General features: G+C 61.5%; 22 protein-coding genes. 8 read left to right on the forward strand and 14 right to left on the reverse strand.

Annotated elements, in window-relative coordinates; translation table 11 throughout:
- Window positions 1–22: 22 nt before the first annotated feature.
- The 7 genes from AB4Z15_RS06710 to AB4Z15_RS06740 all read right to left on the reverse strand — a co-directional run bounded on the left by AB4Z15_RS06710 (window position 23) and on the right by AB4Z15_RS06740 (window position 8,744).
- Window positions 23–1,207, reverse strand: coding sequence for an XdhC family protein (locus AB4Z15_RS06710; RefSeq protein ID WP_442016641.1), 1,185 nt, complete (start codon window positions 1,205–1,207; stop codon window positions 23–25).
- Window positions 1,200–3,536, reverse strand: coding sequence for a xanthine dehydrogenase family protein molybdopterin-binding subunit (locus tag AB4Z15_RS06715; RefSeq protein WP_442016642.1), 2,337 nt, complete (start codon window positions 3,534–3,536; stop codon window positions 1,200–1,202). The genes AB4Z15_RS06710 and AB4Z15_RS06715 overlap by 8 nt, the downstream gene beginning before the upstream one ends.
- Entirely contained in the window at window positions 3,533–4,066 is a 534-nt protein-coding gene (locus tag AB4Z15_RS06720; RefSeq protein WP_442016643.1) for a (2Fe-2S)-binding protein, read from the reverse strand. Before AB4Z15_RS06720 ends, AB4Z15_RS06715 begins: the two co-directional genes overlap by 4 nt.
- 6 nt (window positions 4,067–4,072) lie before the next feature.
- On the reverse strand, window positions 4,073–4,957 hold the full coding sequence (locus AB4Z15_RS06725; RefSeq protein ID WP_442016644.1) for an FAD binding domain-containing protein: 885 nt from the start codon (window positions 4,955–4,957) through the stop codon (window positions 4,073–4,075).
- A gap of 127 nt (window positions 4,958–5,084) precedes the next feature.
- The gene (locus AB4Z15_RS06730; RefSeq protein WP_442016645.1) at window positions 5,085–5,939 is read right to left on the reverse strand and encodes a TauD/TfdA dioxygenase family protein; all 855 of its coding nucleotides are present in this window, start codon (window positions 5,937–5,939) and stop codon (window positions 5,085–5,087) included.
- A 99-nt stretch (window positions 5,940–6,038) separates the two neighbouring features.
- Window positions 6,039–7,394 (reverse strand): MFS transporter, encoded by a 1,356-nt coding sequence (locus tag AB4Z15_RS06735; RefSeq protein ID WP_442003554.1) that lies wholly within the window; start codon window positions 7,392–7,394, stop codon window positions 6,039–6,041.
- A gap of 159 nt (window positions 7,395–7,553) precedes the next feature.
- Window positions 7,554–8,744 carry a TetR/AcrR family transcriptional regulator gene (locus AB4Z15_RS06740; protein ID WP_442016646.1) on the reverse strand — a complete coding sequence of 397 codons (1,191 nt, stop codon included), beginning with the start codon at window positions 8,742–8,744 and terminating at the stop codon, window positions 7,554–7,556.
- Window positions 8,745–9,086: 342 nt separating this feature from the next.
- On the opposite strand from AB4Z15_RS06740, the gene AB4Z15_RS06745 reads away from it, so the two are divergent.
- Genes AB4Z15_RS06745 through AB4Z15_RS06770 form a run of 6 tightly spaced genes read left to right on the forward strand, consistent with a single transcriptional unit; the run spans window position 9,087 to window position 17,807 of the window.
- Window positions 9,087–10,193 (forward strand): ABC transporter substrate-binding protein, encoded by a 1,107-nt coding sequence (locus AB4Z15_RS06745; protein WP_442016647.1) that lies wholly within the window; start codon window positions 9,087–9,089, stop codon window positions 10,191–10,193.
- On the forward strand, window positions 10,190–11,944 hold the full coding sequence (locus AB4Z15_RS06750; protein ID WP_442016648.1) for an ABC transporter permease: 1,755 nt from the start codon (window positions 10,190–10,192) through the stop codon (window positions 11,942–11,944). The genes AB4Z15_RS06745 and AB4Z15_RS06750 overlap by 4 nt, the downstream gene beginning before the upstream one ends.
- Window positions 11,937–13,040: an ABC transporter ATP-binding protein gene (locus AB4Z15_RS06755; RefSeq protein WP_442016649.1), complete on the forward strand. Its 1,104-nt coding sequence runs from the start codon at window positions 11,937–11,939 to the stop codon at window positions 13,038–13,040. The genes AB4Z15_RS06750 and AB4Z15_RS06755 overlap by 8 nt, the downstream gene beginning before the upstream one ends.
- Window positions 13,037–14,131 carry a threonine aldolase family protein gene (locus AB4Z15_RS06760; protein WP_442016650.1) on the forward strand — a complete coding sequence of 365 codons (1,095 nt, stop codon included), beginning with the start codon at window positions 13,037–13,039 and terminating at the stop codon, window positions 14,129–14,131. The genes AB4Z15_RS06755 and AB4Z15_RS06760 overlap by 4 nt, the downstream gene beginning before the upstream one ends.
- A 1-nt stretch (window position 14,132) precedes the next feature.
- Window positions 14,133–15,413 (forward strand): amidohydrolase family protein, encoded by a 1,281-nt coding sequence (locus AB4Z15_RS06765; protein ID WP_442016651.1) that lies wholly within the window; start codon window positions 14,133–14,135, stop codon window positions 15,411–15,413.
- A 42-nt stretch (window positions 15,414–15,455) separates the two neighbouring features.
- Complete coding sequence (locus tag AB4Z15_RS06770) at window positions 15,456–17,807, forward strand: transketolase-like TK C-terminal-containing protein (RefSeq protein ID WP_442016652.1); 2,352 nt, start codon at window positions 15,456–15,458, stop codon at window positions 17,805–17,807.
- Between the two features lie 14 nt (window positions 17,808–17,821).
- Here the strand turns inward: AB4Z15_RS06770 and AB4Z15_RS06775 are convergent, their stop codons facing one another.
- Genes AB4Z15_RS06775 through paaA form a run of 6 tightly spaced genes read right to left on the reverse strand, consistent with a single transcriptional unit; the run spans window position 17,822 to window position 22,692 of the window.
- Window positions 17,822–18,601 (reverse strand): enoyl-CoA hydratase/isomerase family protein, encoded by a 780-nt coding sequence (locus AB4Z15_RS06775; RefSeq protein ID WP_442016653.1) that lies wholly within the window; start codon window positions 18,599–18,601, stop codon window positions 17,822–17,824.
- A 9-nt stretch (window positions 18,602–18,610) separates the two neighbouring features.
- Window positions 18,611–19,816 carry a 1,2-phenylacetyl-CoA epoxidase subunit PaaE gene (paaE, locus tag AB4Z15_RS06780; protein WP_442003545.1) on the reverse strand — a complete coding sequence of 402 codons (1,206 nt, stop codon included), beginning with the start codon at window positions 19,814–19,816 and terminating at the stop codon, window positions 18,611–18,613.
- An 8-nt stretch (window positions 19,817–19,824) separates the two neighbouring features.
- The gene (gene paaD, locus AB4Z15_RS06785) at window positions 19,825–20,397 is read right to left on the reverse strand and encodes a 1,2-phenylacetyl-CoA epoxidase subunit PaaD (protein ID WP_442016654.1); all 573 of its coding nucleotides are present in this window, start codon (window positions 20,395–20,397) and stop codon (window positions 19,825–19,827) included.
- 5 nt (window positions 20,398–20,402) lie between these two features.
- Entirely contained in the window at window positions 20,403–21,320 is a 918-nt protein-coding gene (gene paaC / locus AB4Z15_RS06790; RefSeq protein WP_442016655.1) for a 1,2-phenylacetyl-CoA epoxidase subunit PaaC, read from the reverse strand.
- Window positions 21,320–21,697, reverse strand: coding sequence for a 1,2-phenylacetyl-CoA epoxidase subunit PaaB (paaB, locus tag AB4Z15_RS06795; protein ID WP_442016656.1), 378 nt, complete (start codon window positions 21,695–21,697; stop codon window positions 21,320–21,322). The genes paaC and paaB overlap by 1 nt, the downstream gene beginning before the upstream one ends.
- On the reverse strand, window positions 21,697–22,692 hold the full coding sequence (paaA, locus tag AB4Z15_RS06800) for a 1,2-phenylacetyl-CoA epoxidase subunit PaaA (protein ID WP_442016657.1): 996 nt from the start codon (window positions 22,690–22,692) through the stop codon (window positions 21,697–21,699). The genes paaB and paaA overlap by 1 nt, the downstream gene beginning before the upstream one ends.
- Window positions 22,693–22,890: 198 nt before the next feature.
- Between paaA and AB4Z15_RS06805 the strand changes: the two genes are divergently transcribed.
- Window positions 22,891–23,487 (forward strand): arsenate reductase/protein-tyrosine-phosphatase family protein, encoded by a 597-nt coding sequence (locus AB4Z15_RS06805; RefSeq protein ID WP_442016658.1) that lies wholly within the window; start codon window positions 22,891–22,893, stop codon window positions 23,485–23,487.
- Between the two features lie 26 nt (window positions 23,488–23,513).
- Here AB4Z15_RS06805 and AB4Z15_RS06810 read toward each other — a convergent pair whose 3' ends face one another.
- The gene (locus AB4Z15_RS06810) at window positions 23,514–24,497 is read right to left on the reverse strand and encodes a LysM peptidoglycan-binding domain-containing protein (protein WP_442016659.1); all 984 of its coding nucleotides are present in this window, start codon (window positions 24,495–24,497) and stop codon (window positions 23,514–23,516) included.
- 422 nt (window positions 24,498–24,919) lie between these two features.
- Here AB4Z15_RS06810 and AB4Z15_RS06815 point away from each other — a divergent pair.
- Window positions 24,920–25,492 (forward strand): TasA family protein (locus AB4Z15_RS06815; protein ID WP_442016660.1); only part of this gene is annotated, 573 nt, incomplete at its 3' end.

Genomic DNA, 25,492 nt, shown 5'->3' on the forward strand with positions numbered 1-25,492 from the left:
TCCAGGGGATGTTGAGCCAGCCTCAATTACAGAACGACGGCGGCCGGCCGGCTGGGCGCAGCTGGTAACCTGCCCGCTCCAACACACCCTTGTGGATCGGTACGCTGGTGTGCGCCAGGGGCAAACCAGAGGTCTGATTCTTGGCAGCGATAATCTCCGCCATGATGGAAACCGCCGTTTCAGCGGGCGTGGAAGCGGAAAGGTCCAAACCGATCGGCGAGCGGAGCGGTGCCAGCGACTGGTCGGTGTGGCCCAAACCAATCAGCCTCTGCCGACGGTCAGTGGCAGTTCGGCGTGACCCCATCGCGCCGATATACGAAAAACCGTGCCTCAGGGCTACATCGAGGACTGGAACATCGAATTTGGCATCATGCGTCAACACACAGATAGCGGCATCAGGGGCGAGCTTTCCCAGAGCGAGTTCTTTCTGCAGGTAGCGCGCCGGTTGATCGATCACGATCTCATGGGCTGAGGGAATTCGCTTGGCCGTCGCGAAGACAGCGCGCGCATCGCAAACAGTGACGTGAAAACCAAGGAAAGCCCCCAGTTGGGCCAACGACGCGGAGAAATCGATCGCCCCGAAGATGATCAGCCTGCGGGCCGGACGGTAAACATCGATCAGCAAGGACAGTGGCTTGTCAGTACCCGTGGCCGCCGGAAGAGTGACCGACGTCGTGGTTCCGGAGGCTATGGCCTCCTGGACCGCATCCCCGGCGGCGCGGAGTGCATCGGGAGCAAGGACGGTATCTGCAAACAGCCCTTCGATTTCCGCATTGTGCAGGACCAGCTCAGAGCGACCCACCAGGCTAGGTGCGCCGTCGAAGATGGTGACCAGGGCGCAGGGCATATTAGCATCCAAGGCCCTCTGCAGTGATGCAAAATCCGGGCAGGAGGCCGGATCGTGGGTTTGGATGAAAATCTCTACGCTGCCGCCGCAAGTCAGCCCGATGCCGAAACCGTCGTCGTCTGAAATGCCAAAACGGTGGAGTTCCGGCACACCACTGGCGAGGACGCCGGCCGCTGCTTCCATCACACTTGCCTCTACGCATCCACCCGAAACTGAGCCGACCGGCAATCCGTCTTCGGTGACCAGCATGGACGTTCCGACTGCCCGTGGTGCGGATCCTTCCGTGCGGACCACCGTAGCCAAGGCGACACGTCGTTCGGTCAGCAACGACGCCTCCAGCGCCCCCATCACCTCACGCATTGCTGTCAGCCTTGCCTTGGCGCGCACGCGCATGGAGGATGCCGTTGTAAACGCGTTCAGGCGTCATGGGTAACGACGTGAGCTGTGCCCCGGTGGCGTCAGCGATGGCTTGCGCAATTGCTGGAGCAATCGGAAGCATGCCACCCTCGCCCATCCCTTTGCTCCCGAAAGGTCCGGCGCCATGGCCCTGTTCCTGGGTGATGGAGGAAAAGCGCTGGGGAATGTCCTCAGCCAAAGGCACCCGATAGAGGAGCGCCTCGCCATTAAGCAGCTCACCGTCGTCGTACCGCAGTTCCTCGAAGAGTGCCTGGGCCAATCCGAAGACGGCGGCGCCCTCGTCCTGGCCGCGGCAGCCCAGCTTGTTCACCACCTTGCCGGCGTCGCCACTGACAACCAGCTGCAAAAGCTCCACTCGTCCGGTTTCCGGATCCACCTCCACTTCCGCAGCTGCCCAACCGATCTCCCAAAACATGCAGGGCGCTTCCAGGGGTGCACTGCTGGAGGAACGGACCTTAAAGTAACCGTCGGCAGTGAACTCGAATCCTGTTCCGCCGAATCTGTCCATAATCAACGGCGGAAGCTCATAGGTGGTGCCTTCAGCGTCAACGATGTGCCAGTTGTCCAGACGGATCGATTGGCGGTCCAGTATCAGGTGTTCAGCAGCCATGTCCAACACCGAGCACTTCACTCGCTCAGCCGCCTGAAGGACTGCATGACCCATGACCGCGATGCCCGAAGATGCATTGGTGCCTTGGTCGAAGGGGGTGTTGTCAGTGTCAATTGCGGCATACTTCACCCGGCCCGGATCGCAGGCCAGTGTCTCTGCCACAATTTGGCACAGCGCCGAATGACCCCCTTGGCCCATTTCCACCAGGCCACAATTCAGGAAGACATCACCGTTGGTGGTCACCTTGACCCGGGCTTGGGCAGGTTTGTTGACGCCACCACCATCCTTGATGCCGATGGCAACCCCCATGCCACGGTTACCTGAGCGCTGCCGGTCGCGATAACCGATGGCATCCGCCACCAGGTTCAGCCCATGCTTGAGATCCGAATCGATGGGAGTTTCTCCTGGAACGAACTCCTCGCCCAAATCCTTGGCGTTCTTGAGCCGAAGCTCCAGGGGATCGAAACCCAGCCGCTCGGCGATCAGATCCACTTGGCGCTCGCTGGCCCAGGTGGCCTGGGTTGCTCCGAAGCCACGGTAGGCGCCGGCAGGGACGGTGTTGGTGATCACCGCTTGGCAGACCGAATCTATCCGTTTCCAGCGGTAGGCTCCGGGCATCCGATACCCGGCTTTCTCCGCCACCAACGGACTGGCATCCGCATAAGCGCCACCGTTGAGCAGCACACGGGACTGGCGCGCCATGAACTCGCCATCTGCCTTGAGCCCGGATTTAACCGTGAGGATGGCGTCATGCTGGCTCAGCGTAAGGAAGACTTCTTCGGTGCTCATGCAATAGCGAACCGGCCGCCCAGCCGACAACTGTGAGAGCCGGATGGCGATCGCCTCCGTTTTTGGGCCGTTCTTGGCGCCAAAGCCGCCTCCCAAAAGTGGGACATTGACCCGGATGTCGTTTTCAGGCAGCCCAAACACCCTGGCCAGTTCCTTGCGCATTGGGAAAGGGCTCTGGGTTGAGGTCCACACTTCGATTTCATTCGCTGTGGCCTCGGCAACGGTGGCAAACGGTTCCAGGTGCATGTGGTTCATCCGGGAGAAGGTAAAGGTGTCCTCGAAGATGTGGTCGCAATCGGCCCAGACGCTCTCCTCTCCCGTTTCGTAGCGGAATTCGTAGCTGACGTTGTGCGCGGTGTGTGCCGCTCCCGAAGCGCCATCGCCGTACTCCGGATAGGCGGCGAAGGGCTGGTCGGGAAAAATGGCAGGTGCTGACGGATCCATTGCTGCTCTTGAATCAAAGACCGCCGGCAGCGGTTCGTACTCAACCCGAATCAAATCCAAGGCGGCAAAAGCGGTGCGTTCATCCACGGCGGCCACAGCAGCAACGACGTCGCCGACGTAGCGGACCGCGTCTGTGGCAACAATCGGCTGGTCTTTGACGTAGGTGCCGTAGGAATGGAGCCCACCGATTTCCTCGCGGGTGACTACGGCAGTGACTCCTGCCAGGGCGCGGGCGGCCGAGGCATCGACGCTGAGAATCCGGGCGTGCGCGTGTGGGCTTCGCAGGACCTTCGCGTGAAGCATCCCGGGCTTCTCGATGTCCACTGTGTAGACGGCGCGGCCGGTGACCTTGGCGGTGCTGTCCAGGCGTGGGCGGTCGCGTCCGACGATGGGCGCGTGCGGAGTGAAAGGAATCACGATCCCGGTCATTCGGATGCCTGATCCTGCTGCTTGGCCCCAGCCAGTTCTGCGGCACGCTCCACGGATTCCAGGATCATCTCGTAACCCGTGCACCGGCAGGTGTTCGAACTTATCCAGTCCCGGATCTCTTCCCTGTTCGGTTGCGGATTTTGCCGCAGCAGCCCTGTGGTCAACATCAGCATGCCCGAGGTGCAGAAGCCGCATTGGAAGCCGCCACATTCCCTGAATGCCTGCTGCTGGGCACTCAAGGTGCCGTCTTGGGCAGCCAAGCCCTCAACCGTTTCAACACGCGCACCCTCAATATCGAAGGCAAACGTGGAACAGGCAGCTACAGGAAGGTCATCAACCAAAACAGTGCAGGCACCGCAGACACTACGCTCACACGAGGCACGGACCCCTTGCGTGCCGCAACTGTTGCGCAGCAAATCCAAGACCGTAGCACTCGTGGGGACACAATGCCGTTCCGGGCTCCCGTTCAGCTCAAATTCAACCTTGTGGGTGAACGTTTCCTGGCTTGATTCCGGTGATTCAAGGCTCATGGCTGCCTATCCTTTCCTTTGGTTACCGGTTGCTTCGGCAAGAAGACGGCGGCACAGAACGCCCACCAGGTGTCGTCGGTAGTCGATGGACCCCGCGTAGTCGCCCGCCTCGTCCGGAAGCTGAGCCGCCAGAACTTCGCCCACGAAGGCCGGGTCAAGCTCGGCGATGTCAGTTGCCTCGGCTGTATGCGAGAGCACAAAAGGCTGCCGGTATTCACTGCCACAGACGGCCGAGACGGTAAGGCCGGCCGTGTTCTTTCGCACCGCGAGGGACACGGTGCTGAGCGGGCGCATTGACCGCTCGTAACCGAACCACAGCAGGGAGGCGGTGTCGACGGTGACGGCGGTCAGAATATCTACGTTCCCAAGGGTGCGGTCCCAGAGTGAGTCCCGATCCCAGAGCGATGAAACTGGCAGGACTGCAATGTCTCCACCTTCAAACTGCATCTGTGCACCGAGTGCCGACAGAATGACAGGCATTTCGTATCGATATCTACGGGCAAGGAGATTGCCTCCGAGGGTGCCGCGATAGCGGATTCGAACTGTGGCAATTGATCCCCAGGCTGCAGCGAGGGCCGGGACGGATGACAGGATTTCCGGGCTTCTGCTGCCTTCAATGTGGCTAACCAAGGAGCCAATGCGCAGAATCCCGGCCTCATTGGATATTTCACGCAATTCCTTGATTCGCTGCAGGGAAATCAGAACCTCCGGCTTCAACCCTTCGCGGAATTGCGCCACCAGATCTGAACAACCCGCCGCAATCACAGCTTTTGGATGGTGCCGGGTGAGGGCCACAGCCTCTCCCAGCGAAGCAGGCCGATGCAATATAAATGGTGGAAGGGCGGACTGGCTCTGGGCTATCAGCCCCGCCCCTAGTTTCTGGCCTCGCATTGGTCAGCCTTCTTTCGCTTTGGCCCGGCTTTTGTCGCGGCACCTTCGCCGGACAAAACGTGAGTTCCATATCACCTGGGCCGGGCGGCCCGCACACAAGGGCCACCCGGCAAGGCTCCAACAACCCTTACGCCGGGCGATCACCCTTCAGCGTGACCCGGTGCATCAGCCTGTAGTGCGGGTGGTAGTCCCCCACCGCGTAATGTTGGGTCGATCGGTTGTCCCAGATCACCAGGGAGTTCGGCTCCCAACGGAAACGAACCTGGTATTCCGGCGTTCTGGCGAGATCGGTGAGCATGTTCCTCAGCGCGTCCCCCAGCTGGGTGGAAATGCCCGTGAGCCGGGTGGTGAACAACGCGTTGACGTACACGAGCTTGCGGCCGGTTTCGGGATGCTTACGCACTACAGGGTGGGTCATGGGTGGATACTTACGGCGGGTCTCCTCGTAGCGCGCCTCACCATCGGGACCCTGGCGGACAACGCCGGTCAGTTCCTTTTCCCAGTCGTGTACTCCCTCCAGACCGTCAATGACGCTTTTCACGTTCTCCGGCAGGGCGTCATACGCGGCGGTCATACTCGCCCAGAGCGTGTCGCCGCCGCATGGGGGTATTTGCTGGGCGTGGAGGCAAGTAGCCGAATTCGGCGTTGCCTGCCAGGTCAAGTCAGAGTGCCAGACGTCGGTCCCAGCAGCCCGGCCACGTGACTCCAGCACCTCAATGTGCGGATATTCGGGGAGCGAGGGGAAAAACGCACTTACTTCCTGGGGGTCGCCAAACACCTTGGCGAATTTGATCTGATCATCCGGCGTAATGTGCTGATCGCGGAGAAACAGTACTTGGTACTCCAGGAAAGCTTCCCGTAGTTCCTCCCGGCATTCGGGGGTGATCTCTTCTCGTAGATCCAGTCCATGGATATACGCCCCAATGGTGGGTGTTGCTTGTTCCAGCGTGAATGTCTTGAACTGTTGATCGTTGCCGCTCATGGTAGTTCCTTCCTTTGTTGGCGTGTGATACTGCGCCCGTCTCTGTCATCGGTGACTGATCCAGACGAGCTGTTCCTGTTGGGGAATGCTTGCGTCAACTCACTCCGAGTACGTAGGTGTGGCGACTTCATCAATTCCCGTCGCAGCGCTGGCTTTGCGGGCTCGCGATGCCTTGTTTTGGATGACCCGTCCAAGCGAAAGAGCGCAAATGATTGACACGGTTCCGGCGACGAAGACGTAAAGCGATGTTGAGACAGACGCATTTGTCGCAGCAAACAACGCACCGGCAATAAGGGGTGCAATGGCGCTGCCGAAGAGATTGCCGAGCGTAGTAGCCAAGGACAGTCCGCTATAACGCACCTTTGCGTCAAAGGCGGTGGAGAAGTATGCCGGCGTCAGAGCCCATGGGATGTATACGGCTACCGTTGCCGCAAAGTAGCACACGGCGATGAGGCCATAGGTGCCCCCGTCCAGCGCAAAATACAGTGGGAAGGCAACGATGACGATGAGCGCAAGACCCCACAGGTACACCCGCTGTCCGCCGAATTTGTCTGAGAGGGCACCGGCGAGCGGCGTAACCACGAAGCCAATAGCAGAAGTTACGATCACCAGGACCAACATCGACGTCGAATCCAGCTCGCCTGACTTTCCCGCGTAGACAAAGTTGTACACGGTGATCAGGTAGAAGAAGATTCCCGGTGCCAGGCTGGCGCCAGCCACAAGGAACACTTGTTTGGGGTGTGTCCGGAGTACCTCGACTACGGGCAGACGCACAACGCCGTGGTCAGCCTTGACTCGATTAAACTCCGGGCTCTCCGCCACCTTCATCCGGATAACCAGGCCAGTGATAACCAGTACGGCACTGAGGAGGAACGGGACCCGCCACCCCCAGGCCATGAACAGGTCTTCGGACATCGACTCCAGGGGTATGTACAACGTCATGGCCAGGATCAGCCCGACTGCAACGCCTGCCTGCGGCCAGCTACCGAAATAGCCCCGCCGACCCTTGGGTGAATGTTCGGTAGCCATCAGCACGGCGCCACCCCACTCGCCGCCGAGTGCGAACCCTTGAGTCAGCCGCAGCACCACCAGCAGGACGGGGGCGAACACGCCTATCGCGTCATATGTGGGCAACAGTCCGATCGCTACCGTGGCGATGCCCATGATCAGGATGGTGAGGACCATCATTGGCTTTCGGCCCGCCCTGTCACCGAAGTGACCGAAGACGATGGCCCCAATGGGACGGGCGACGAAGCCGGCCGCGAAAGTAGAGAACGCAAGCAGGGTCCCGGTCGTGGGGTCGAAGCCTGGAAAGAAGAGCTGATTGAAAACGAGCACCGCCGCGGTGCTGTAGATAAAGAAGTCGTACCACTCGATAGTCGTGCCGATGAGGCTCGCGAAGGCGACCTTCCTCGGAGAACTCGCGCCCGATGGTTGTGCGACCACTGCACTCATATTGTGCCTCCAGGTAATTTTGCGAACAGTCGGCCCCGCTGTGCGTGGACCGTGGTGATCAGGGCTGCCTAAGGCACCTGTCTCAGAATGAGCTTTGAAGTGATGCAGATTACTTCAGTAGTAATTATCTTATTACTGAGATGCTTTGTGCGCAAGATCTCATTTTTGATGGATCGATGCGGTTGTGGGTGCCATCAGGCCCCTTGCAATGTGTTCGAGAATTTCCTGGATGCCTCGGATGTCCCGAAGGAATGGAGTGCGGACAACACTGCTGATCACGTGCAGGGCCGCTTTCACTCGCGTCCTGACCACCTCTTGATCCGCTCCCGGGTAAACGTCCTCCACCAGCGAGGCCAGATCGGTGACGTAGTCGCCCTGCGCCTCCATCAAGTTCTGCAAGTCCCGCTCGGGAAGGTGCGGACGTTCGGACACGGCCAATTGCAGGAATTCCGGGCTGCCCAACGAGAACGAAATGTACGAGGAAACGGTGCGCTGGAGTGCCTCAGCTGCATCAGCGGCTTCAGAGAGAGCGCGCCACATGTCCATCCACCGCACTTCTTTGGCACGATGCAGTGCTGCGGCAAGCATTTCCGCCTTGCTGTCGAAGTGGCGGTAAATACTGGGACCTGCGACTCCAACTTCGGCGCCGATGTCGTCAAGACTCACGGCTTCAAACCCAAACGCGGCGAACTGTCGGATTGAGGCAGCCAGCAGTGCCTCACGGCGGCTACGGGGCATGGCAATCGACGCGCGCCGGTGATTCGCCGACGCTTCAATCGGGGGCAAGGGCATGACGAGTACTGTGCGGGCGAGCGTGGCCAACTCGAATTCTTCATCCACCCGCGAGAGCCGGTTAGGGTTCAACGAAACGCTGATCATCACAGCAAACATGGCCCAAGCCCTCAGGTCGGCCTCGGAAGTGGGCACTGCATCGCTGCCGGACTGCAGTTTGCTGCTGATGGCGAACTTGATGCCGCTGGCAATATCGAAGCGGATGGCAGGCGGGAGATGGCGGGATTCACGCTCCCACAGCACGCCGTTTTCCCGGTGCTCCAGAAGTGCCCGACCCAGAGCCGTGATCAACTGTTCGAGGTCGCCGTCGGGAGTCTGGGTAATGCTATCCAAAAAGGGCTGGAGGCTGGCCACAACTGCCTCGCGAAGCAGCTCGCCCTTGCTCGGGAAATGTCGGTAAAGGGCGGATGGCTGAACCGCCATGGCTTTAGCCACATCGGTCATGCTGACTTGCGCGTATCCCTTCTGCGCGAAGAGGTCACCCGCCGCAGCAAGTATGAGCGCTCGCCGGTTCCTCGGCCTGGTGCCGCGCTCCGGGGCGGTGGAGGACTTATTCATGTTCTTAAGATTAGTCAGATTCACTTATTGCGCAATAGCCCGCGGCGTGCCAAAGTTTAAGAACAACCTGCGAAACACTGCCCTTCACTTACTGATAGGCCAGTTGCCGCGAGATAGCAGTGCCTCACCCTAGCGGGAAACGTGATGGTTCCCCGCAAATGCGAGCACCGGCCGGAGCATCCCGGCGGCCGATGCGTATTCACTTACGGGACGCCAACTGTGTGTTAGACCCAGAGAAAATCGGCGCTGGGCCCAGAGAAACACTTCCCGTAACCCAGAGCACCGTCTCTAACAAATGCACCGTCCCTACCAATGCACCGTCCCGTGACAAAGGAGTCCCACATGAAACGACGTGCAATAGTCGCTGTTGCTGCACTTTGCAGCTTCGCAGTTCTAACTGGCTGCAGCACCGGGAATGACGCCCCCAATGCCTACGCCGTTAAGACGGACATTCCGACGGCAGCAGCGATGGATCCCGCAATTCTCGACGCCGCCGTCAAGGAAGGCTCGCTGCTGGTTTACGGCGAGGCGAATGAGGCGTCCATGAAGCCGGTCCTGACTGCTTTCCAAAACCAGTATCCGGATATCAAGACCAGCTACATCAGCCTGGGTGGAACGGAAAGCTTCCAGCGGTACCTCAACGAGAAGGCCACTGGGGGAAAGACCGCGGACGTCATCGTCAGCCTCCAAGGCGCGAACTTCCTGGATCTGGTGAAGCGTGGTGACATCCAGGACTTCACACCACCTGCTGCCGCGCCGCTGCCGGCCTTCGCGAAACTCGCCCCCGGGGTCTTCGCCATGGAACTGAACCCGGTCATGGCACTGATTAACACCACCCTCCTGCCGGAATCCGAACAACCCGATTCCCTTGAAGCACTCGCCAAGATGTCCAGTGACCCTAAACTCACAGGGAAGATCGTCACCTATGACGGCACTACGGAGTTTGGTTACACCGTTAATCACGCCTACATAGCCAAGGCGGGAGAGGCCGGATGGAAGGTCCTGGAGCAACTCGGACAAAACACCAAGGTCGAAGCCAGCGCAGGGCCCATGTACAACAAACTCCTGCAGGGCGAGTACACCATGTCCTATTTCCAGTCCGGCGCGACCCGGCCACTCATCACAGGCGCTGCCGCGAAGGTGCTGAACTACAAGTTCTTCGCAGACGGAACACCCTTCATGCCCCGCGGTGCCGGAGCGACCACCGGAGGCAAGTCACCCAACGCGGCCAAAGTGTTTGTGAATTTCCTGATTGACAAGGCGGGCCAAACGGCCGGTTGCGCCGGCGGGTTCGCACCCTACCTGGACGGGGTGGACTGCCCGGTGAACCTCGCGAAGGTCACAGAGCAATTGGGGGCGGAGAACATCAACATTGCCAAGTGGGATGAGGCCCTGGTGAACGATGCACCGGCCTTCAAAAATCGCTGGAAAGAAGCATTCGGGCGATGAGCAGCTCCACACTTACCCACCCCAAAACCCCGTCACCGCCGCCCGGTACAGGCAACCTCAAGCGGGCATGGCTGCCGGAGAAAGTCATCCACTACGGTGTCTGGATCCTCGCAGTCCTGCTGATCCTCGGCCCGATCGTGCCGATCGTTTGGTCATCACTCTGGTCCACCCCGCTCTATGAAAGCAGCGGCAGCGGCACTCTGGACAACTTCGGCAAACTTGCGACTGATCCACTCTGGTGGTCAGCCGTCGCCAACAGCCTGCAGTTCGCACTTTTCGCCACCCTCGGCTCTGTTGTGGTTGGAACCACGGTGGCCTTGCTGGTAGCCCGCACCGACCTCCCGTTGCGGAGGATCTATTCAGCCCTGATTGTCCTGCCCTTGGTCCTGCCTGGGCTGGTGCTCATCGTTGGGTGGCAGTCGATGTGGTCAAAGAACGGATATGCCACCCATTTGCTCGAAGAGTACTCGCCGTTCACTGTTCCCTTTGACCTCTACAGTGTTGCAGGAATGGTGGTCATGGGTACGGTCCTTGGCTCACCGGTGGTCTATCTCTTTGCCCGGGGAACGCTGTCCTCAGGCGATTCGACGCTCGAGGAAGCCGCACGCTGCGCTGGCGCCAGTCCCCTCCGCGCCTTGCTCTCGGTGACTCTGCCGCTGCTGCGTCCGGCATTGCTGAACTCAGGACTGCTGGTCTTCGCGTTGGCGCTGGAAACACTGGGGATTCCCCTCATCCTTGGTACTTCAAAGAACATCAACATGATGTCCACCTACCTGTACAGGCAGTGGACCGGAAGCGCCGACGCCGGTGGAGGAGTTCTGCCCGCTGGCGCCGTCATGTTGTTGCTCGCCGTCACTCTGCTGCTGTTGCTGCGCAATCGCCTGGCCGGCGACCTCGCCCGCTTTACGACGACCGGCGGAAAGTCATCCAGACCGGCGAACGTTGTTAAATTGGGCCCCCTCGGCTGGCTGCTCTCCGCTGTCATAGGAATTGTTCTGGGCTGCGCAACCCTGGTGCCGCTCAGCGGGGTGGTTCTCGCCTCTGTCACCGCCCTTCTGACGCCGGCCATCAACCCGTTCAGCGTTCTGACACTGGACAACTTCTCAGCGATCTTAACCAACCCGCTCTACACCGGAGCAATCGGCAACAGCTTGTTGATTGCCACAGTTGGCGCCGCCATCGCCACCGCTTGCATCGCGGTCATCGCGTTGGTTGCCCACCGTTCCAACTTTCGGTTCCGCGGATCCTTGGAGCACATCGTGCTGTATCCCCGGGCCGTCCCGGGCTTGATCACCGGCATGGCCTTCTTCTGGACGTTTGCCATCCTGGACCGCTCCGGAACCTTCAGAGCTACACTTTGGGCGGTCGGAATCGCCTTCGGGGTCCGCGCACTCGCCATGGGCTATGCCGCGTTCTATCCATCGCTTGCCGCGCTGGGTGCGGACCTGGACCGCGCCGCACGCTCGGCCGGGGCGGATTGGTGGACGGCGATGCGCACCATCATTCTCAGCCTGCTGAGGCCAGCCATGGGCATCTCATTCGTCCTGTTGTTTGTAGCAATGCTCAATGAGGCCGACGCCGCAGTTTTCCTGGTAACCCCCGAAACCCAGGTCTTGGGACTGGCAATGCTTCAAATTGCAGCAAATGGCCTCGGGGGCACCGTCGCCGCCCTCGGAGTCATCCAACTCGTCATCACCGCAGCTGTCCTGGGCGCAGGACGCATTCTGTTTGGAGTTCGCCCTCATGCCTGATCTGGTCATTACCAATCTCACCAAGAAGTTTGGCCGTCTGACGGTCCTGGACAACGTGTCGGTGACCGCTTCCGACGGGCAGATCCTGACGTTGCTTGGCCCAAGCGGCTGCGGCAAGTCCACAACGCTTTGGTCCATCGCAGGACTGCTGAAGCCCGACGGCGGCAGCATCGTTGTGGGCGAGCAGACCTTGTTCAACCATGATTCCTCCGCATTCCTGCCGCCGGAACGCCGTGATTGCGGCGTTGTTTTCCAGTCTTATGCCGTGTGGCCGCACATGAAGGTCCGCGATAACGTGGGCTATCCGCTGCGGCTCCGACGCTACAAGTCCGAGGCACTCCGCCGACGTGTGGACGAAGTGCTTGAGCTGGTTGACCTTTCCGATCAGGCAGACCGCTATCCACATCAGCTCTCTGGTGGCCAGCAGCAACGAGTGGCGCTGGCGCGCGCGTTGGCATTCCCTCCGCGACTGCTGCTTCTGGACGAGCCGTTTTCCAATCTTGATGCCAAACTGCGCGAACGTACGCGCGATTGGTTGCTTCAGTTACAACGCAAGATTGGCGTCACCACGGTTTTCGTGACGCACGATCAAGACGAAGCCCTGGCAATGAGCGACAAGATTGCGGTCATGTCAGCCGGAGCCGTGCGCCAAATTGGTACGCCGGAGCAGATCTACAACGATCCCGCAGATCTCTTCGTTGCTGACTTCGTTGGCACCAGCAACTTGCTGGAGGGGACAGTCATTGGCCGCTCAAAGGGGATCCTGACGATCAAGATCGACGGGTTGGACCAAGCGATCCACGTACCATCCTCCATTACCGCTGACGGCGTCGTGGTTGCCGTTCGTCCGGAGGCGCTGGCGTTGTTGCCTGATGATGCGTCCTCTGACGGCTACGAGATGACAGTCAATGGACCCGTCCTTGAAAGGTCGTATCACGGGCATCACTTCCGTTACCGGGTGGGCGTCGGCGAGCAGGCCCTGGTGGTAGAAACCCGAGAGCGCACGGATTCCTCCCATGTACGGGTGGGTATTCCACGGGATGGCTACAAGTTGTTCCAACCCCGGACTGCTACGGCACCCAAGGCCGCACATTGATTCCGGTCGGGTCCAGCCACCCCATCAGGATCGATCTGTTCAGCGACACTATTACCCGGCCAACGGAGGCCATGCGGCAGGCCATGGCAAACGCCGAGGTTGGGGATGAACAAAAGGGTGAAGACCCCTCCACCAACGAACTGATTGCCCTGACGCGGGAGCTTCTGGGCAAGGAGGAAGCGGTTTTCCTGCCATCAGGAACGATGTGCAACCAGATTGCCTATGCACTGCACTGCCGGCCCGGCGATGCGATTCTTGTTGATGACAGCGGCCATTCGCTGCGCCATGAGGAAACCGGGGCGCCCGCCTTGGCCGGAGCTATGTACAGGCCCATCAAGGCAGATCGTGGCGTCTTCTCTGTTGCCCAGCTTGAAGCGGCGCTCCGCCCGGAGGGAAGGTCATCGGCCCGGAATGCGGTGCTCTCCATTGAACAGCCATCCAACCTCGGAGGTGGCACGTGCTGGTCTCTGGAGGGCATCACATCAGTGACGAGGGTGGCGCAGGCTCATCGGATCAAAACCCACATGGATGGCGCCCGTCTGCTCAATGCGGTGGTGTCCACCGGCGTATCCGCCCACGATTTTTGTGCCCTGTTTGACTCAGTCTGGCTGGACCTCAGCAAAGGCCTGGGCGCTCCCATGGGAGCGGTGCTGGCCGGCGACGCTGATTTCATCAATGAGGCGTGGCGGCTCAAGCAACGGTGGGGTGGTTCCATGCGTCAATCAGGCATTGTGGCAGCAGCGGGTACTTTTGCCCTCCGCAATAACGTGGACAGGCTGGCAGATGATCATGCGAATGCCCGCCTGCTGGCCGAGCTGCTGGCCGTCCACCCCCACATTTCGATCGACCCACTGGCAGTTCAGACAAATATTGTCCTCTTTGACCTGGTCGACTTCCCCGTCACGGCTGCGGTGCTGGTGGACCGCCTGCTTCAGGAGAGCGGGATCCGGATGGGCGCTTTTGGCCCGTCCACGATTCGTGCCGTCACCCATCTCGACGTTGACATGGAAGACGTACGCCTCGCCGCTGGCGCGCTCAGGGAGTTGCTGGACGAAACCTACTCGATGCACGTAAGCACAAGGAGCAACTAACATGACCATCACCTTTGATGTGACGGACCGTCCCGTACCGTACAGTGTCAGCCGGGCCGCCCGGACAGGTGACGACGTCACCGTGCTGCTCAATGCGCGTGTTGTTGATCCCGAGTCGGGTACCTCTGATTCCCTGAGCGATGTGTGGCTCCAGGCAGGGCAGATCTCCCGTATTAGTCCTGCCGGCAGTGAGCCCGGCATGGGCAGCGTCCTGGATCTCAAGGGCAGGTTTGTGGCTCCCGGACTGATGGATGCCCATGTTCACCTGGCCTTCGATGGTGGTGATGACCCGAAGGGAACCTATCAGGGCAGCAGCGATGAAGAGATCATTGCGCAGGTTGTGGCGAATGCGCGGATTGCGCTTCGTGCCGGGACGACCACCGTGCGTGACTGCGGGACACCCCGGCACCTGCTGGCCCCCATGAGGGCAGCTCTGGGTATGGTGTCGGACGTCGCCACGGTGGTTCATTGCGGTGCGCCAATCTGCCGAGTGGGCGGGCACGGTCACGACATGGGCGGAGAGGTACGCACCCGTGAGGACATCGAGACCATCATCGCCGAACAGCACGCGGCCGGCGCCACGTGGATCAAGGTCATGGCCAGCGGCGGCGGCTTTACTCCCGGAACCAGTCCGAGCGTCTTTGAATTCGACCCCACGCTGCTCCGTGAAGCAGTGGTCATCGCCGGCTCGTACGGCATGAGGACTGCAGCCCATGCCCATGCCAGTTCCTCGATGGCCGCGTGTATAGAGGCGGGCGTGCACTCGTTGGAACACGCCTCCATGCTGGGGCCGGATGAGCAGTGTGCGCCCGATCGCGAGCTGTTGCGGAGGGCGGCCGATGCCGGGATCCACATTGTGCCGACCGTCGTCGTAGCGGACATCGTCTCCCGGCAATTGCGGGAGGGTCACCAAGTCCTGTCCAACCCGCAGGATCGAAATGTAGTGGCGCGATTGGAATCGCGGTTCACAAACGTGACCGAGTTCCTCCACTCCGGCGTGTCGATCGTGGCAGGGACGGACGCAGGCCCTGCGCACGTCACCTTTGATCTCATTGCCAGCGAGTTGGAACGCTATGTCGACGCCGGACTGGCAGCACAGCATGCACTGAAGTCTGCCACGTGTGAAGCCGCCGACATGCTCGGGTTGGAGTCGCAAGTGGGTCGCATCCGGCCCGGCCTGTGGGCTGACCTCATCGTCACGGCAGCGGACCCCCTGCAGGACATCAGCACCCTCGCAACGCCGCTTGGAGTGCTCAAGCGCGGACTACTGATCACACAGTAGCCAACCAACACTGACCAACCAACACTCCCCTTAAGGCACGCAATGAACCTGACCCCAGTCAGCCATGACCTGGCGCCGAAGACCGCCTCGACCTTCCAAGACCCCCAACTGGACGCACTTGCCGCTATAGAACGCCGCGTTCTGTGGCTTGCGACATCCATAATCCACCACGCAAACAAGGTGCGCCCGAACCCATCCGGCATCAAGGTGGGCGGACACCAGGCCTCGAGTGCCTCCATTGCCACGATAATGACCTCGCTCTGGTTCGGGCAGCTTCGCGCCGAGGACCGCGTCTCGGTGAAGCCCCACGCCTCGCCGGTGCTCCACAGCATCAACTATCTGCTGGGCAGCTTGGATGAAAAGTACCTCACAACGCTGCGCGAGTTCGGCGGACTGCAGAGCTACCCCAGCCGTGCCAAGGACCCGGATCCCGTTGACTACTCCACGGGCTCCGTCGGCATCGGGGCCACCGCGCCGATCTGGGGTGCCATTTCGCGTCGATACATCGAGACCGTGAGCGGCACACCGAACCGTGGACGCCAGTACTCGCTCGTTGGCGACGCCGAACTGGATGAGGGTGCCATCTGGGAGGCCGTGCTGGACTCGAACGTCGCGGATCTTGGTGAGATCGTTTGGATCGTGGACCTGAACAGGCAGTCCCTTGACCGGGTGGTGCCAAACATTGCCGCGGGCAAGATCGAGCGACTCTTCGAGGCCACTGGCTGGCAGGTCATCACGGTGCGCTTCGGGCATCTCCTGGAGAGCCTCATGGCCAGGACAGGAGGGGACTCACTCCGGAAGCGCATTGTTGAGATGTCAAATCCCGAATACCAACGGCTGCTGCGCTGCTCGGCCGAAGAGCTGCGCCGAAGACTCCCTGGTGAGGGCGCAGGGGGTGCGGCCATCGCGGAACTTATTGCCGGCGTCGAGGACCAGACGCTGATCCGGGCCATCAGGAACCTGGGCGGGCACGACCTCGCTGCGTTGCGTGAGGCCTACTCCCGGATCGATGACACCCGTCCCACGGTCATCATTGCTTACACCGTCAAGGGCAACGGACTGCCCACCGAGGGCCATCCGCAAAACCACTCCTCGCTGCTTACCGTCGATCAATACCGCCAACTGGCAGACACAATGGGCGAAGACCCAGACTCACCATGGACGCGGTTCGATCCCGTGAGCCCCGAGGGGCAGCTGGTACGGACCACAGCGGAAACCCTGCGGCGCACGGTTGAACCTGCGGTTGCCCCGCCCGCAGTACCGGCAGATTTCGGCAGAACGCCCTCGGGAACAGGCACCACACAGGCAGCCCTGGGCCGCACTTTGCTGGACGTCACCCGTGCGGCGCCCGCCGTTGCCCGTCGATTGGTGACGGTCAGCCCGGACGTAAGTTCCAGCACCAACCTTGCCGGCTGGCTGAACAAAGTGGGCGTGTGGTCAGTGGAAGAGCGCCCTGACTGGTTCAGCGACGACACCGAGACCGTCATGCACTGGCGTGAAAAGCCCACGGGGCAGCACATCGAACTTGGCATCGCGGAGGTCAACCTTGTCAGTCTCCTCGGCGAGCTCGGCGCAACGTGGAGCCGCTGGGGCCAGCCGCTGTTCCCGATCGGCGTGCTCTACGACCCGTTCGTCGAGCGAGCCTTGGAACCGTGGTCCTACGGGATCTACGCCGGCGGCCAGTCGATCCTGGTAGGCACGCCTTCCGGTGTTACCCTCGCTCCCGAAGGCGGGGCCCATCAGTCCATCAAGACGCCGTCCATCGGTCTGGAACAGCCGGGCTGCACCAGCTACGAACCGGCCTTCGCCATCGACGTCGAGTGGACCCTCCTCGCCTCTATGTCCCAACTCGGACGACCGGACGGCAAGTCCGCCTACCTGCGGCTCTCCACGAAACCGGTCGACCAGCAACTGGCTGCCGTCCCTGACGACCCTGCCGCCCGTGAGCGCCGCCGTCGCCAAGTGGTGGCTGGCGGCTACGTGCTGCGCGCGGCCGCGACACCGTCCGCGACGATCGTGGCCATGGGCGCTTTGGTCCCGGAAGCGCTGGCAGCCTCCGAGCGACTCGCCGCGCAAGGCACCCCCGTGGACGTTGTCTGCATCACCAGTCCCGGGCTGCTCTACGAAGCGCTGCAGGGGCGCAACGGACAGAACCAGGATGCGCCGTCCTGGATCCTCGATCAAATCCTGCCGTCAGGGCGCGCCGTCCCCATGGTCACCGTGCTCGACGGCCACCCCCACACACTCGCGTTCCTCGCCGGTGTGCATCAAGTCAAAAGCCGCAACCTCGGCGTAGACACTTTCGGCCAGGCTGGCGGCCTTGAGGACGTCTACCGCTACCACGGGATCGACACCGACAGCATCGTCCGCGCTGTCCTGGATTTGGTCCAGTGACAGGGACCTCGGGATCACCCCTTGAAAACCGGCGCCCGCTTCTCCTGGAAAGCCCGGAAGCCCTCGGCGTAATCCTCGGTCTTGCAGAGGCGGGCCTGCTCAGTGTTTTCCTCGGCCATGGAGGCCCAGAGGCCAAGTCGCTGATCGCGGATGTGGGCCACGAGTTCCTTGGAGGCGTTGAAGGCCTCGGTGGCACCAGTAGCCACCCGCTCGACGATGGCCCGGGTCATGGCAAGCAACGCATCATCGGGCATCGCACGGCTGAACATTCCCCGTTCAACGGCCTCGGAGCCAGAGATCAGATCGGCTGTGTAGATCAGGTCCAACGTGCGATGCATGCCCAGACGCTCAGTGAAGTACCAGTGCCCACCGGAATCCAGGGTGGCGCCCAGCTTGGCGAAAGGTGAACCAAATTTGGCATTCTCCCCCACGTACACCACGTCCGTGGCCAACAGCAGTCCGAGACCGACACCCAGGCAGGCACCGTGCGCAGCGGCAAAAGTGGGTGCCGGGAATGCGGCCATCTTCTTCAGGAGCGGCTCCACCAGCCCACCGAGATACGCCTGCGCGTCATCGGTTTCGGGGGTAACGCCGGCAATGTCGCGACCGGCGCAGAAGGCTCGCCCCTCTCCGCGAAGCAGCAGGGCCCGCACCTCACCGCGTGAGGCGGCGGCAGCGGCGTCGTCGTACGCCTTGTCCAATTCGGCAAGCGCGTCCTCGTTGAGCGAGTTCAGCTTTTCGGGGGCATTGAGGACAATTTCGGCTATGCCGTTGGCAATGGAGAGCTCGATCATGGGGACTCCTTAGACGTCGAAGTCGACGGTAACTTCTTCGCTGGTGGGGTGGGACTGGCAGGTGAGGACGTAGCCCTTATCCAGCTCGTCCTGCTCGAGGGCGTAGTTCTCATCCATGGACACCGTACCCGTCACCAGCTTGGCGCGGCAGGTGCCGCAGACCCCGCCCGCACACGCGAACGGAACATCGGGGCGGACACGAAGGGCAGCGTTGAGGATGGACTCGCGGGCATGCGTGGGACTCGCCACCTCGCCCGTCAAGCCGTCCAGCTTGAACGTGATCTTGTAGGTTTCCTTCGACTCGTCCTCCACAACGGGACGGCCGGCATTGCCCTCAGGGCGGTCCGGACGGCCAGTGGTGAACAGCTCGAAGCGCACGTGCTCGGGCTTCACACCACGGGCAGCGAGGGTGTCGCGGCACAGCTGGACCAGCTCGAAGGGCCCACACAGGAACCACTCGTCCACATCCTCGGAATGGATGGCACTGCTCAGCAACGCCTGCAGCTTCTCGGAATCGATGCGGCCGGTCATCAGCGGCGCGATCCGCTGCTCGCGGGACAACACGTGGTGCAGCGCCAGGCGCGAAGGGTACTTGTCCTTCAGGTCCGCCAGTTCCTCCAGGAACATGACGTCCATGGCGGCTTTGTTGGCGTAGATCAGGTCAAAAGTGGTCTCAGGGTTGGCGGCCAGCAGTGTCCGGGCAATCGCGATCACGGGCGTGATGCCCGAGCCTGCAGCGATCGCAACGAAGTTCCCGGGCTCCCCCGCCAACTCCTCGGGGTGGTTCATGGAGTTCATGACGTTGTGCTGGACCGCCGAGCCGTCCTTGCCGTGCCGCGAAATAAACGCGCCCTGCGGGCTCATGACGTCCAGGACGTCACCGGCCTTCAACTCCGCGTTGGCCCAGGTGGAGAAAGTGCCGCCCAGGTCCTTTTTGATGGCCACCCGGATCTCGCTGCTGCCATCCGCGAAACTGCGCGGCTCTGCGCAGATCGAGTAGCTGCGGCGGACCTCGTGCTGCTCACCATTCTCGTCCGGCAGCGTGGTGCGCAGCGCGACGTACTGGCCAGGGAGGTAGTCATACTGACCGGCCAGCTCGGCGGGAACAGCGAACGTCACCTCGATTGCGTCGTCCGTAAGGCGCCGGACTTCCGAGACGGTCAGGGAATGGAAAGACGCACGACGGCGGCTGGCCGTCTGGGTTTCGGTGGTCATGGAATTCCTTAGAGGACTTTGAAGTAGTCGAACGGTTCCTTGCAGTCCTGGCAGACGAACAACGCCTTGCAGGACGTGGAACCAAAGCGGGTCAGCTCCTTGGTGTTCAACGACGAACACTGCGGGCATTTCACAGCCAGATTCAAACGAACGGGACCGGAGTGGCCGCCGGCTTTTGAATGGCCACTTGGAGGGGCGATCCCGTACTCCTGCAGCTTGGCCTTGCCGGACTCGGTCATCCAGTCCGTAGTCCAGGCCGGGGAGAGCACCAGGTTGACGTGCACACTCGCGTAGCCCTCCTTTTCGAAGGCCTTCCGCACATCGTCAGCAATCGCGTCCATGGCCGGGCAGCCCGAGTACGTAGGCGTGATGGTGACCTCGACGGCGGTACGTGAGGTGCCGCCGTCGTCCGCTTTGTCCGTGGGCTGCTTCGCATCAGTCGCCTCGACGACGTGGACGCCGCGGAGAATGCCGAGGTCCTCGATGGTGAGGACCGGGATCTCCGGATCGCAGACCGTGGACGCGATGTCCCAGGCCCGCTGCTCTTGTGTCCGCATCTGCGTCCCTGACAGGCTCGTCATGGTGGTCACCAGCTCGCGCCGGGGTGTTCGCGGGCCAGGACCTGCATCTCAGCGAGGATGTAACCCAGGAACTCGGAGTGCTTGCCGCGACGGCCGCCACCGAGTGCTTGCGGTACGGCGGGGATGTCCAATTCGGCTTCGGCCATGATCTCGCCGGTGAGCCGATCGAATTCAGCTCGCAGGCTAGAGGGCTGAACAGTCACGCCAGCCTCAGCCAGGCGTGCAGTGAGCTCATCGTCCTCGAAGAGTTCGTCCACATACGGCCATACGAGCTTGAAGCCCTGGATGATGCGGGCGCGGGACTCGTCCGTTCCGCCAGCCAGGCGCAGCACCCACTGCGCGCTGTGGTCGCGGTGGTAATCAACTTCCTTCACGGCCTTTGCGGAGATGGCCGCGACGGTGTGATCAGTGGAGTCCATGAGCCGCGAGTAGAGTTCGTACTGGTAGTAGCTCACGATGAATTGTCGGGCGATGGTCACCGCGAAGTCCCCGTTGGGCTGCTCGAACAGGTGCGCGGAACGGAACTCGTGCTCACGGCGGAAGTATGCGAGATCGTCCTCGGACTTGTCCCATGCGGCACCGGCATAGGTCAGGAACGAGCGCGCGTGGCCCAACTGGTCCAGAGCGATGTTGCCGAGCGCAATATCTTCCTCAAGCTCAGGAGCACGGGAAATCCAATGGCCCAGGCGCTGGGCCAGGATCAGTCCGTCGTCGCCGATCCTCAGGGCAAACTCGGCAACGTCCTCGCTCGGCTTGACCTGTCCACGCCGTACTTCAAGGGCGATGTCCTCCGGACGGAGGGCGTTGCCCGGCGTGATGCGGGTGGCGCTGGCTGAACCGTCGCCGGAAGCTCCCGCTCCGCGGACGCCCACGGAGATATCGCCGTGGCCTTCAATAGCGAAGTCAGTGTCTTTATCAGTCATCACAGGTGCTTCACGCCTTCGCTCTTGGTGTAATACGTTGCGTGGCGGTAGTCCTTGCCCTGCGGCGATTCGAAGAAGGCACCCTTGGAATCCGGATCGCTGGAGGTGATGGCATCGGCTGGGACAACCCAGATGGAGACCCCTTCGTTGCGGCGCGTGTAAAGATCGCGTGCATTCCTGAGGGCCATGGCGGCATCAGGAGCATGCAAAGATCCTGCGTGTACGTGCGACAGGCCCCGACTGGAGCGCACGAACACTTCCCAGAGGGACCACGGGGTCTCGTGGTGCTGTTCAGTGGCGGCTGCGACTTTGGGCGCCTCGCGCTTGATCTCGCTGGCCGAGCTTGCCGGTTCTTCCGGGTTACCGTGGGGAGCCATTATGCTGCGTTCACTTTCTCTGCTTGCTTGCGGGCGTAGGCAACGGCGGCTTCGCGAACCCAGGCACCGTTTTCGTGTGCCTCGCGGCGGCGCTCGACGCGCTGCGAGTTGCAGGGGCCGCGGCCGGCCAGGACTTCCTTGAACTCGTTCCAGTCCAGGGGTCCGTGCTCCCACTTCTTGGTTTCTTCGTTGAAACGGATGTCCTTGTCAGGCAGGGCCAGGCCGAGGACCTTGACCTGCTCCACCATCATGCCGACGAACCGGCTGCGCAGTTCATCGTTGCTGAACCGCTTGATGTTCCAGGCCATGGACTGCTTGGAGTTGGGTGAGTCATCATCCGGCGGGCCGAACATCATCAGCGATGGCGCGTACCACCGGTTCACTGCTTCCTGGGCCATCTGCTTCTGCGCAGGCGTGCCGTTGGAAAGTTCCAGCAGGATCTCAAAACCCTGGCGCTGGTGGAAGGACTCTTCCTTGCAGATGCGCACCATTGCGCGCCCGTAAGGACCGTAGGAGGCGCGGCACAGGGGCACCTGGTTGCAAATGGCGGCGCCATCCACAAGCCAACCGATGGCTCCCATATCCGCCCAGGAAATCGCCGGGTAGTTGAAGATCGACGAGTACCGGGCTTTGCCGGCAATGAGGTCTTCCATCATCTTGTCCCGGGTCTGCCCCAGGGTCTCAGCTGCCGAGTAGAGGTACAGGCCGTGGCCTGCCTCGTCCTGGACCTTGGCCATGAGGATGGACTTGCGCTTCAGGCTCGGAGCGCGGGTGATCCAGTTGGCTTCCGGCTGCATGCCGATGATTTCCGAGTGCGCGTGCTGCGAGATCTGACGCAGCAAAGTCTTGCGGTAAGCCTCCGGCATCCAGTCGCGCGGTTCGATGCGCGAGTCTTCCGAGATGATGCGATCAAAGTATGCCTTCCCGGCTGCCTCCCGCTCCTGCTCTTCCGGGGACAGCTCAGCGGGCACTGATTGCAGATTCTGCGATGCCATGGTTGCTCCTAATAAATTACCGACCGTTCGTTCAGAATATGCGGAGCGGGCGTTTTCAGTCAAGCGTTCGGTTCTCGTTGAAGACCCGTTGAGCAGCATGGGTGCAGCTGGGCGTTGTGACAAGGTGGTCTTTGCTGCCCGTGTTAACTTGGGATGGGACCTGAGCCGTCCAAAGCCCCCGCAAGAAAAGAGCCTCACGTGGAATCGCCCCAGCCCTTTAGGATCCTCACCGTCTGCACAGGGAACATTTGCCGCTCCCCTGTGGCAGAACGGCTGCTGCAGGCGGGGCTGAACCACGCAAGCCCAGGATCATTCGAGGTTCGCAGCGCCGGCACCCGCGCCATGGTCGGAGAGCCGATTCAGCCCCTGTCGGCCAAGATGATCAGCACCTTCCGTGGCAGCCCCGACAACTTCGCTGCCAGGCAGCTCAACCAGAAGATCCTGCGGGAAACCGACCTCGTGCTTGCCATGACGTCCAGGCACCGGGGCGAAGTTCTTCAGCTGGATGCTTCTCTGCTAAAGCGAACGTTCACTATCCGTGAATTTGCCAGGATGCTTGCCGTCCTGGAGGCCCGTGGCGATCTTGTTCCGGAGGGCGACATCGTGGAATTCTGGCGGGCTCTTCCGGCCCGGGCCGCTTCCGTACGCCATCTGGCCCTGCCAGCCGATCCCACCGATAACGACGTCGTAGACCCCTACCGACGAGCGGAAGAGGTCTACAACCAGATGGAGGATGAGCTGGCCCCGGCCATCCTGGGCATACTCCGGTTTGCGCGTCTGACGGCCCCGGCCTAGTTAGCTGTCTTTCCAGTTAGGTCGGACTAGTTAAGCCCAATCACTAACATCTGGCTCGTGCCGGGGATGCACGTCTGCAGGACAACTGCCGGGAAGCCGCCGAAGACAGCCGCTACGTTGTTGGTTGTTCCGGGATTGGGCACTTGTCCCCTTCCGGTCACTGTGTACGTGCCGTAGCCCGGGATGTTAACCGTTTGTCCCACACCGATGCCGGAGAAGCGTGCCCAACCTCCACAGAAGTCGTGCTCGGTGATGAACAATGCGTAGCCATCCGTGGGAGTGAAGTGGATGGGCCCAATGCAAGCGTCCACCAGGCTCTGGCCTCCGGATCCAGCCACGTAGATCGTCCAACCTGCGGCTACTGGAGCAGCAGCTTGCGCTGGAGCAGCCTGCGCAGGGGCCGCCTGGGCGGGGGCGGCAGCGGGTGCTGGTGCCGGCGCCGGATTGATGAGCGGAACAGCTGGTCCAGTAAGTTTCAGCACTTGCCCGGGCACGATGACCGAGTAGCCGCTCAGGCCATTGGCAGCCAGCATGTCATTCATGTTCACGCCGAACCGTGCAGCTATGGAGCCCACGGTATCTCCGCTGGCAACCGTATAAAGGTTGGTATCCACAGCTGGCGGCGCTGGTTCGGCCGGCGCAGCCGGTGCAGGTTCTGCAGGCGGCGCCGCCGCTGGCACCGCCGGTTCGACGGCGGGAACCTTGGCTTCGGCTGCAGGCGCCACTGCTGCTTCACTCGCGGCGGCCGTGGCCGGGTTGGAGTCTGTGGCCTGGTTGGAGTCAGTGGCCTGGGGAGCCGCCAGTTGTTCATTGGACACCGTTTGGCCCATATCAGCGGCGGGGTTGTTTGCCTGTGAAAGAACCCCAAAAATCAAAGGGATTAGCCCTATGACAACAATGATGGCAATTGCGATCAGAAGGACTTTATTCTTGCGAGACCCAAGCAGCAGGGTACCGCCGGGCGCGCTCTTTGACAGAGTCGTTTGAAGCTCGTCATGATAAATGTTCATTGGGTATCCCAGAATCCAAGGCGTCGGTCTGAGCACGCAGAAGTCCCATGGGAGGGGCGTATGCGATAGCGCAGAAATGTTGTGGGGAGCACCACTCGTCACGTGCGAGGGAGCGAACCACCGCTGAGCCGGCGGAACAGAATTTCAGAAACCCTAGGGAACTTAATGCTAGGAATTGGCCATTGGCACCGCACGAGTAACAGATACTCGTCTTTTTCTCCGGAGTCCGGGAATTGCACTAAGTAGTACGCATCTTTTCCGGAACACACCACTTGCCTTGATCTTTTCCTGAGCAAGTGCTGATGGATTGCAGGAGTGGTTCTTGATCCTGGCCCGGCACAGTGTTTCTTGTCAGCCACTCAGGGCCGGCACATGAAACGGCCGGCCGGCAGCGGTGGCCTCCCGAAAGGACACCGATTCCCATGGCCATCAGCCTCAAGACCACCTCCGGCAAGGTCCTCGCTTCCGTCGCACTGCTCGGCACCGCAGCCGCGGTCGCCGGCATGGGAACCTACGGCGCGTTCACTTCCTCCACCTCGGCCAGCCAGCAAGTCACCGCCGGCACCGTCACCATCGCCCTGGGCACCGGAGCGAACAACACCCTCAACGTCCCCGTCGCGGGCCTGCTGCCCGGAGACAAAGTCGAAAAGCTCGTCACCTTGGCAAACACCGGCAACTCGGACCTGAACAACGTCACCCTCACCACCTCCGCCGGGGCCACCGCCTCACTGCTCACCACAGATGTGACCAACGGCCTGCAGCTGACCATCGAGAACTGCTCGGTCGCCTGGACCGGCGCCGCAGCCCCCTACACCTGCTCCGGGACCAAGACCACGGTCATGGCCGCCGCCCCGGTGATCACCGCGAACAAGGTCCTGAACAACCTGACCGCCCTCACCTCGGCCAAAACCGACTACCTCAAGGTCACCACCGCGTTCCCCACCACGGCCAACGACACCTTCCAAGGCGCCACCAGCACCATCGCCTTCGCCTTC

This window comes from Paenarthrobacter sp. 2TAF44 (assembly GCF_052114885.1).
GTDB lineage: Bacteria > Actinomycetota > Actinomycetes > Actinomycetales > Micrococcaceae > Arthrobacter.

What these genes read in the sequence shown, in the direction of transcription:
- AB4Z15_RS06710 (WP_442016641.1), bottom strand. Translation starts at nt 1,207, where the DNA reads ATGCGTGAGGTGATGGGGGCGCTGGAGGCGTCGTTGCTGACCGAACGA.
- AB4Z15_RS06715 (WP_442016642.1), bottom strand. Translation starts at nt 3,536, where the DNA reads ATGACCGGGATCGTGATTCCTTTCACTCCGCACGCGCCCATCGTCGGA.
- AB4Z15_RS06720 (WP_442016643.1), bottom strand. Translation starts at nt 4,066, where the DNA reads ATGAGCCTTGAATCACCGGAATCAAGCCAGGAAACGTTCACCCACAAG.
- AB4Z15_RS06725 (WP_442016644.1), bottom strand. Translation starts at nt 4,957, where the DNA reads ATGCGAGGCCAGAAACTAGGGGCGGGGCTGATAGCCCAGAGCCAGTCC.
- AB4Z15_RS06730 (WP_442016645.1), bottom strand. Translation starts at nt 5,939, where the DNA reads ATGAGCGGCAACGATCAACAGTTCAAGACATTCACGCTGGAACAAGCA.
- AB4Z15_RS06735 (WP_442003554.1), bottom strand. Translation starts at nt 7,394, where the DNA reads ATGAGTGCAGTGGTCGCACAACCATCGGGCGCGAGTTCTCCGAGGAAG.
- AB4Z15_RS06740 (WP_442016646.1), bottom strand. Translation starts at nt 8,744, where the DNA reads ATGAATAAGTCCTCCACCGCCCCGGAGCGCGGCACCAGGCCGAGGAAC.
- AB4Z15_RS06745 (WP_442016647.1), top strand. Translation starts at nt 9,087, where the DNA reads ATGAAACGACGTGCAATAGTCGCTGTTGCTGCACTTTGCAGCTTCGCA.
- AB4Z15_RS06750 (WP_442016648.1), top strand. Translation starts at nt 10,190, where the DNA reads ATGAGCAGCTCCACACTTACCCACCCCAAAACCCCGTCACCGCCGCCC.
- AB4Z15_RS06755 (WP_442016649.1), top strand. Translation starts at nt 11,937, where the DNA reads ATGCCTGATCTGGTCATTACCAATCTCACCAAGAAGTTTGGCCGTCTG.
- AB4Z15_RS06765 (WP_442016651.1), top strand. Translation starts at nt 14,133, where the DNA reads ATGACCATCACCTTTGATGTGACGGACCGTCCCGTACCGTACAGTGTC.
- AB4Z15_RS06770 (WP_442016652.1), top strand. Translation starts at nt 15,456, where the DNA reads ATGAACCTGACCCCAGTCAGCCATGACCTGGCGCCGAAGACCGCCTCG.
- AB4Z15_RS06775 (WP_442016653.1), bottom strand. Translation starts at nt 18,601, where the DNA reads ATGATCGAGCTCTCCATTGCCAACGGCATAGCCGAAATTGTCCTCAAT.
- paaE (WP_442003545.1), bottom strand. Translation starts at nt 19,816, where the DNA reads ATGACCACCGAAACCCAGACGGCCAGCCGCCGTCGTGCGTCTTTCCAT.
- paaD (WP_442016654.1), bottom strand. Translation starts at nt 20,397, where the DNA reads ATGACGAGCCTGTCAGGGACGCAGATGCGGACACAAGAGCAGCGGGCC.
- paaC (WP_442016655.1), bottom strand. Translation starts at nt 21,320, where the DNA reads ATGACTGATAAAGACACTGACTTCGCTATTGAAGGCCACGGCGATATC.
- paaB (WP_442016656.1), bottom strand. Translation starts at nt 21,697, where the DNA reads ATGGCTCCCCACGGTAACCCGGAAGAACCGGCAAGCTCGGCCAGCGAG.
- paaA (WP_442016657.1), bottom strand. Translation starts at nt 22,692, where the DNA reads ATGGCATCGCAGAATCTGCAATCAGTGCCCGCTGAGCTGTCCCCGGAA.
- AB4Z15_RS06810 (WP_442016659.1), bottom strand. Translation starts at nt 24,497, where the DNA reads ATGAACATTTATCATGACGAGCTTCAAACGACTCTGTCAAAGAGCGCG.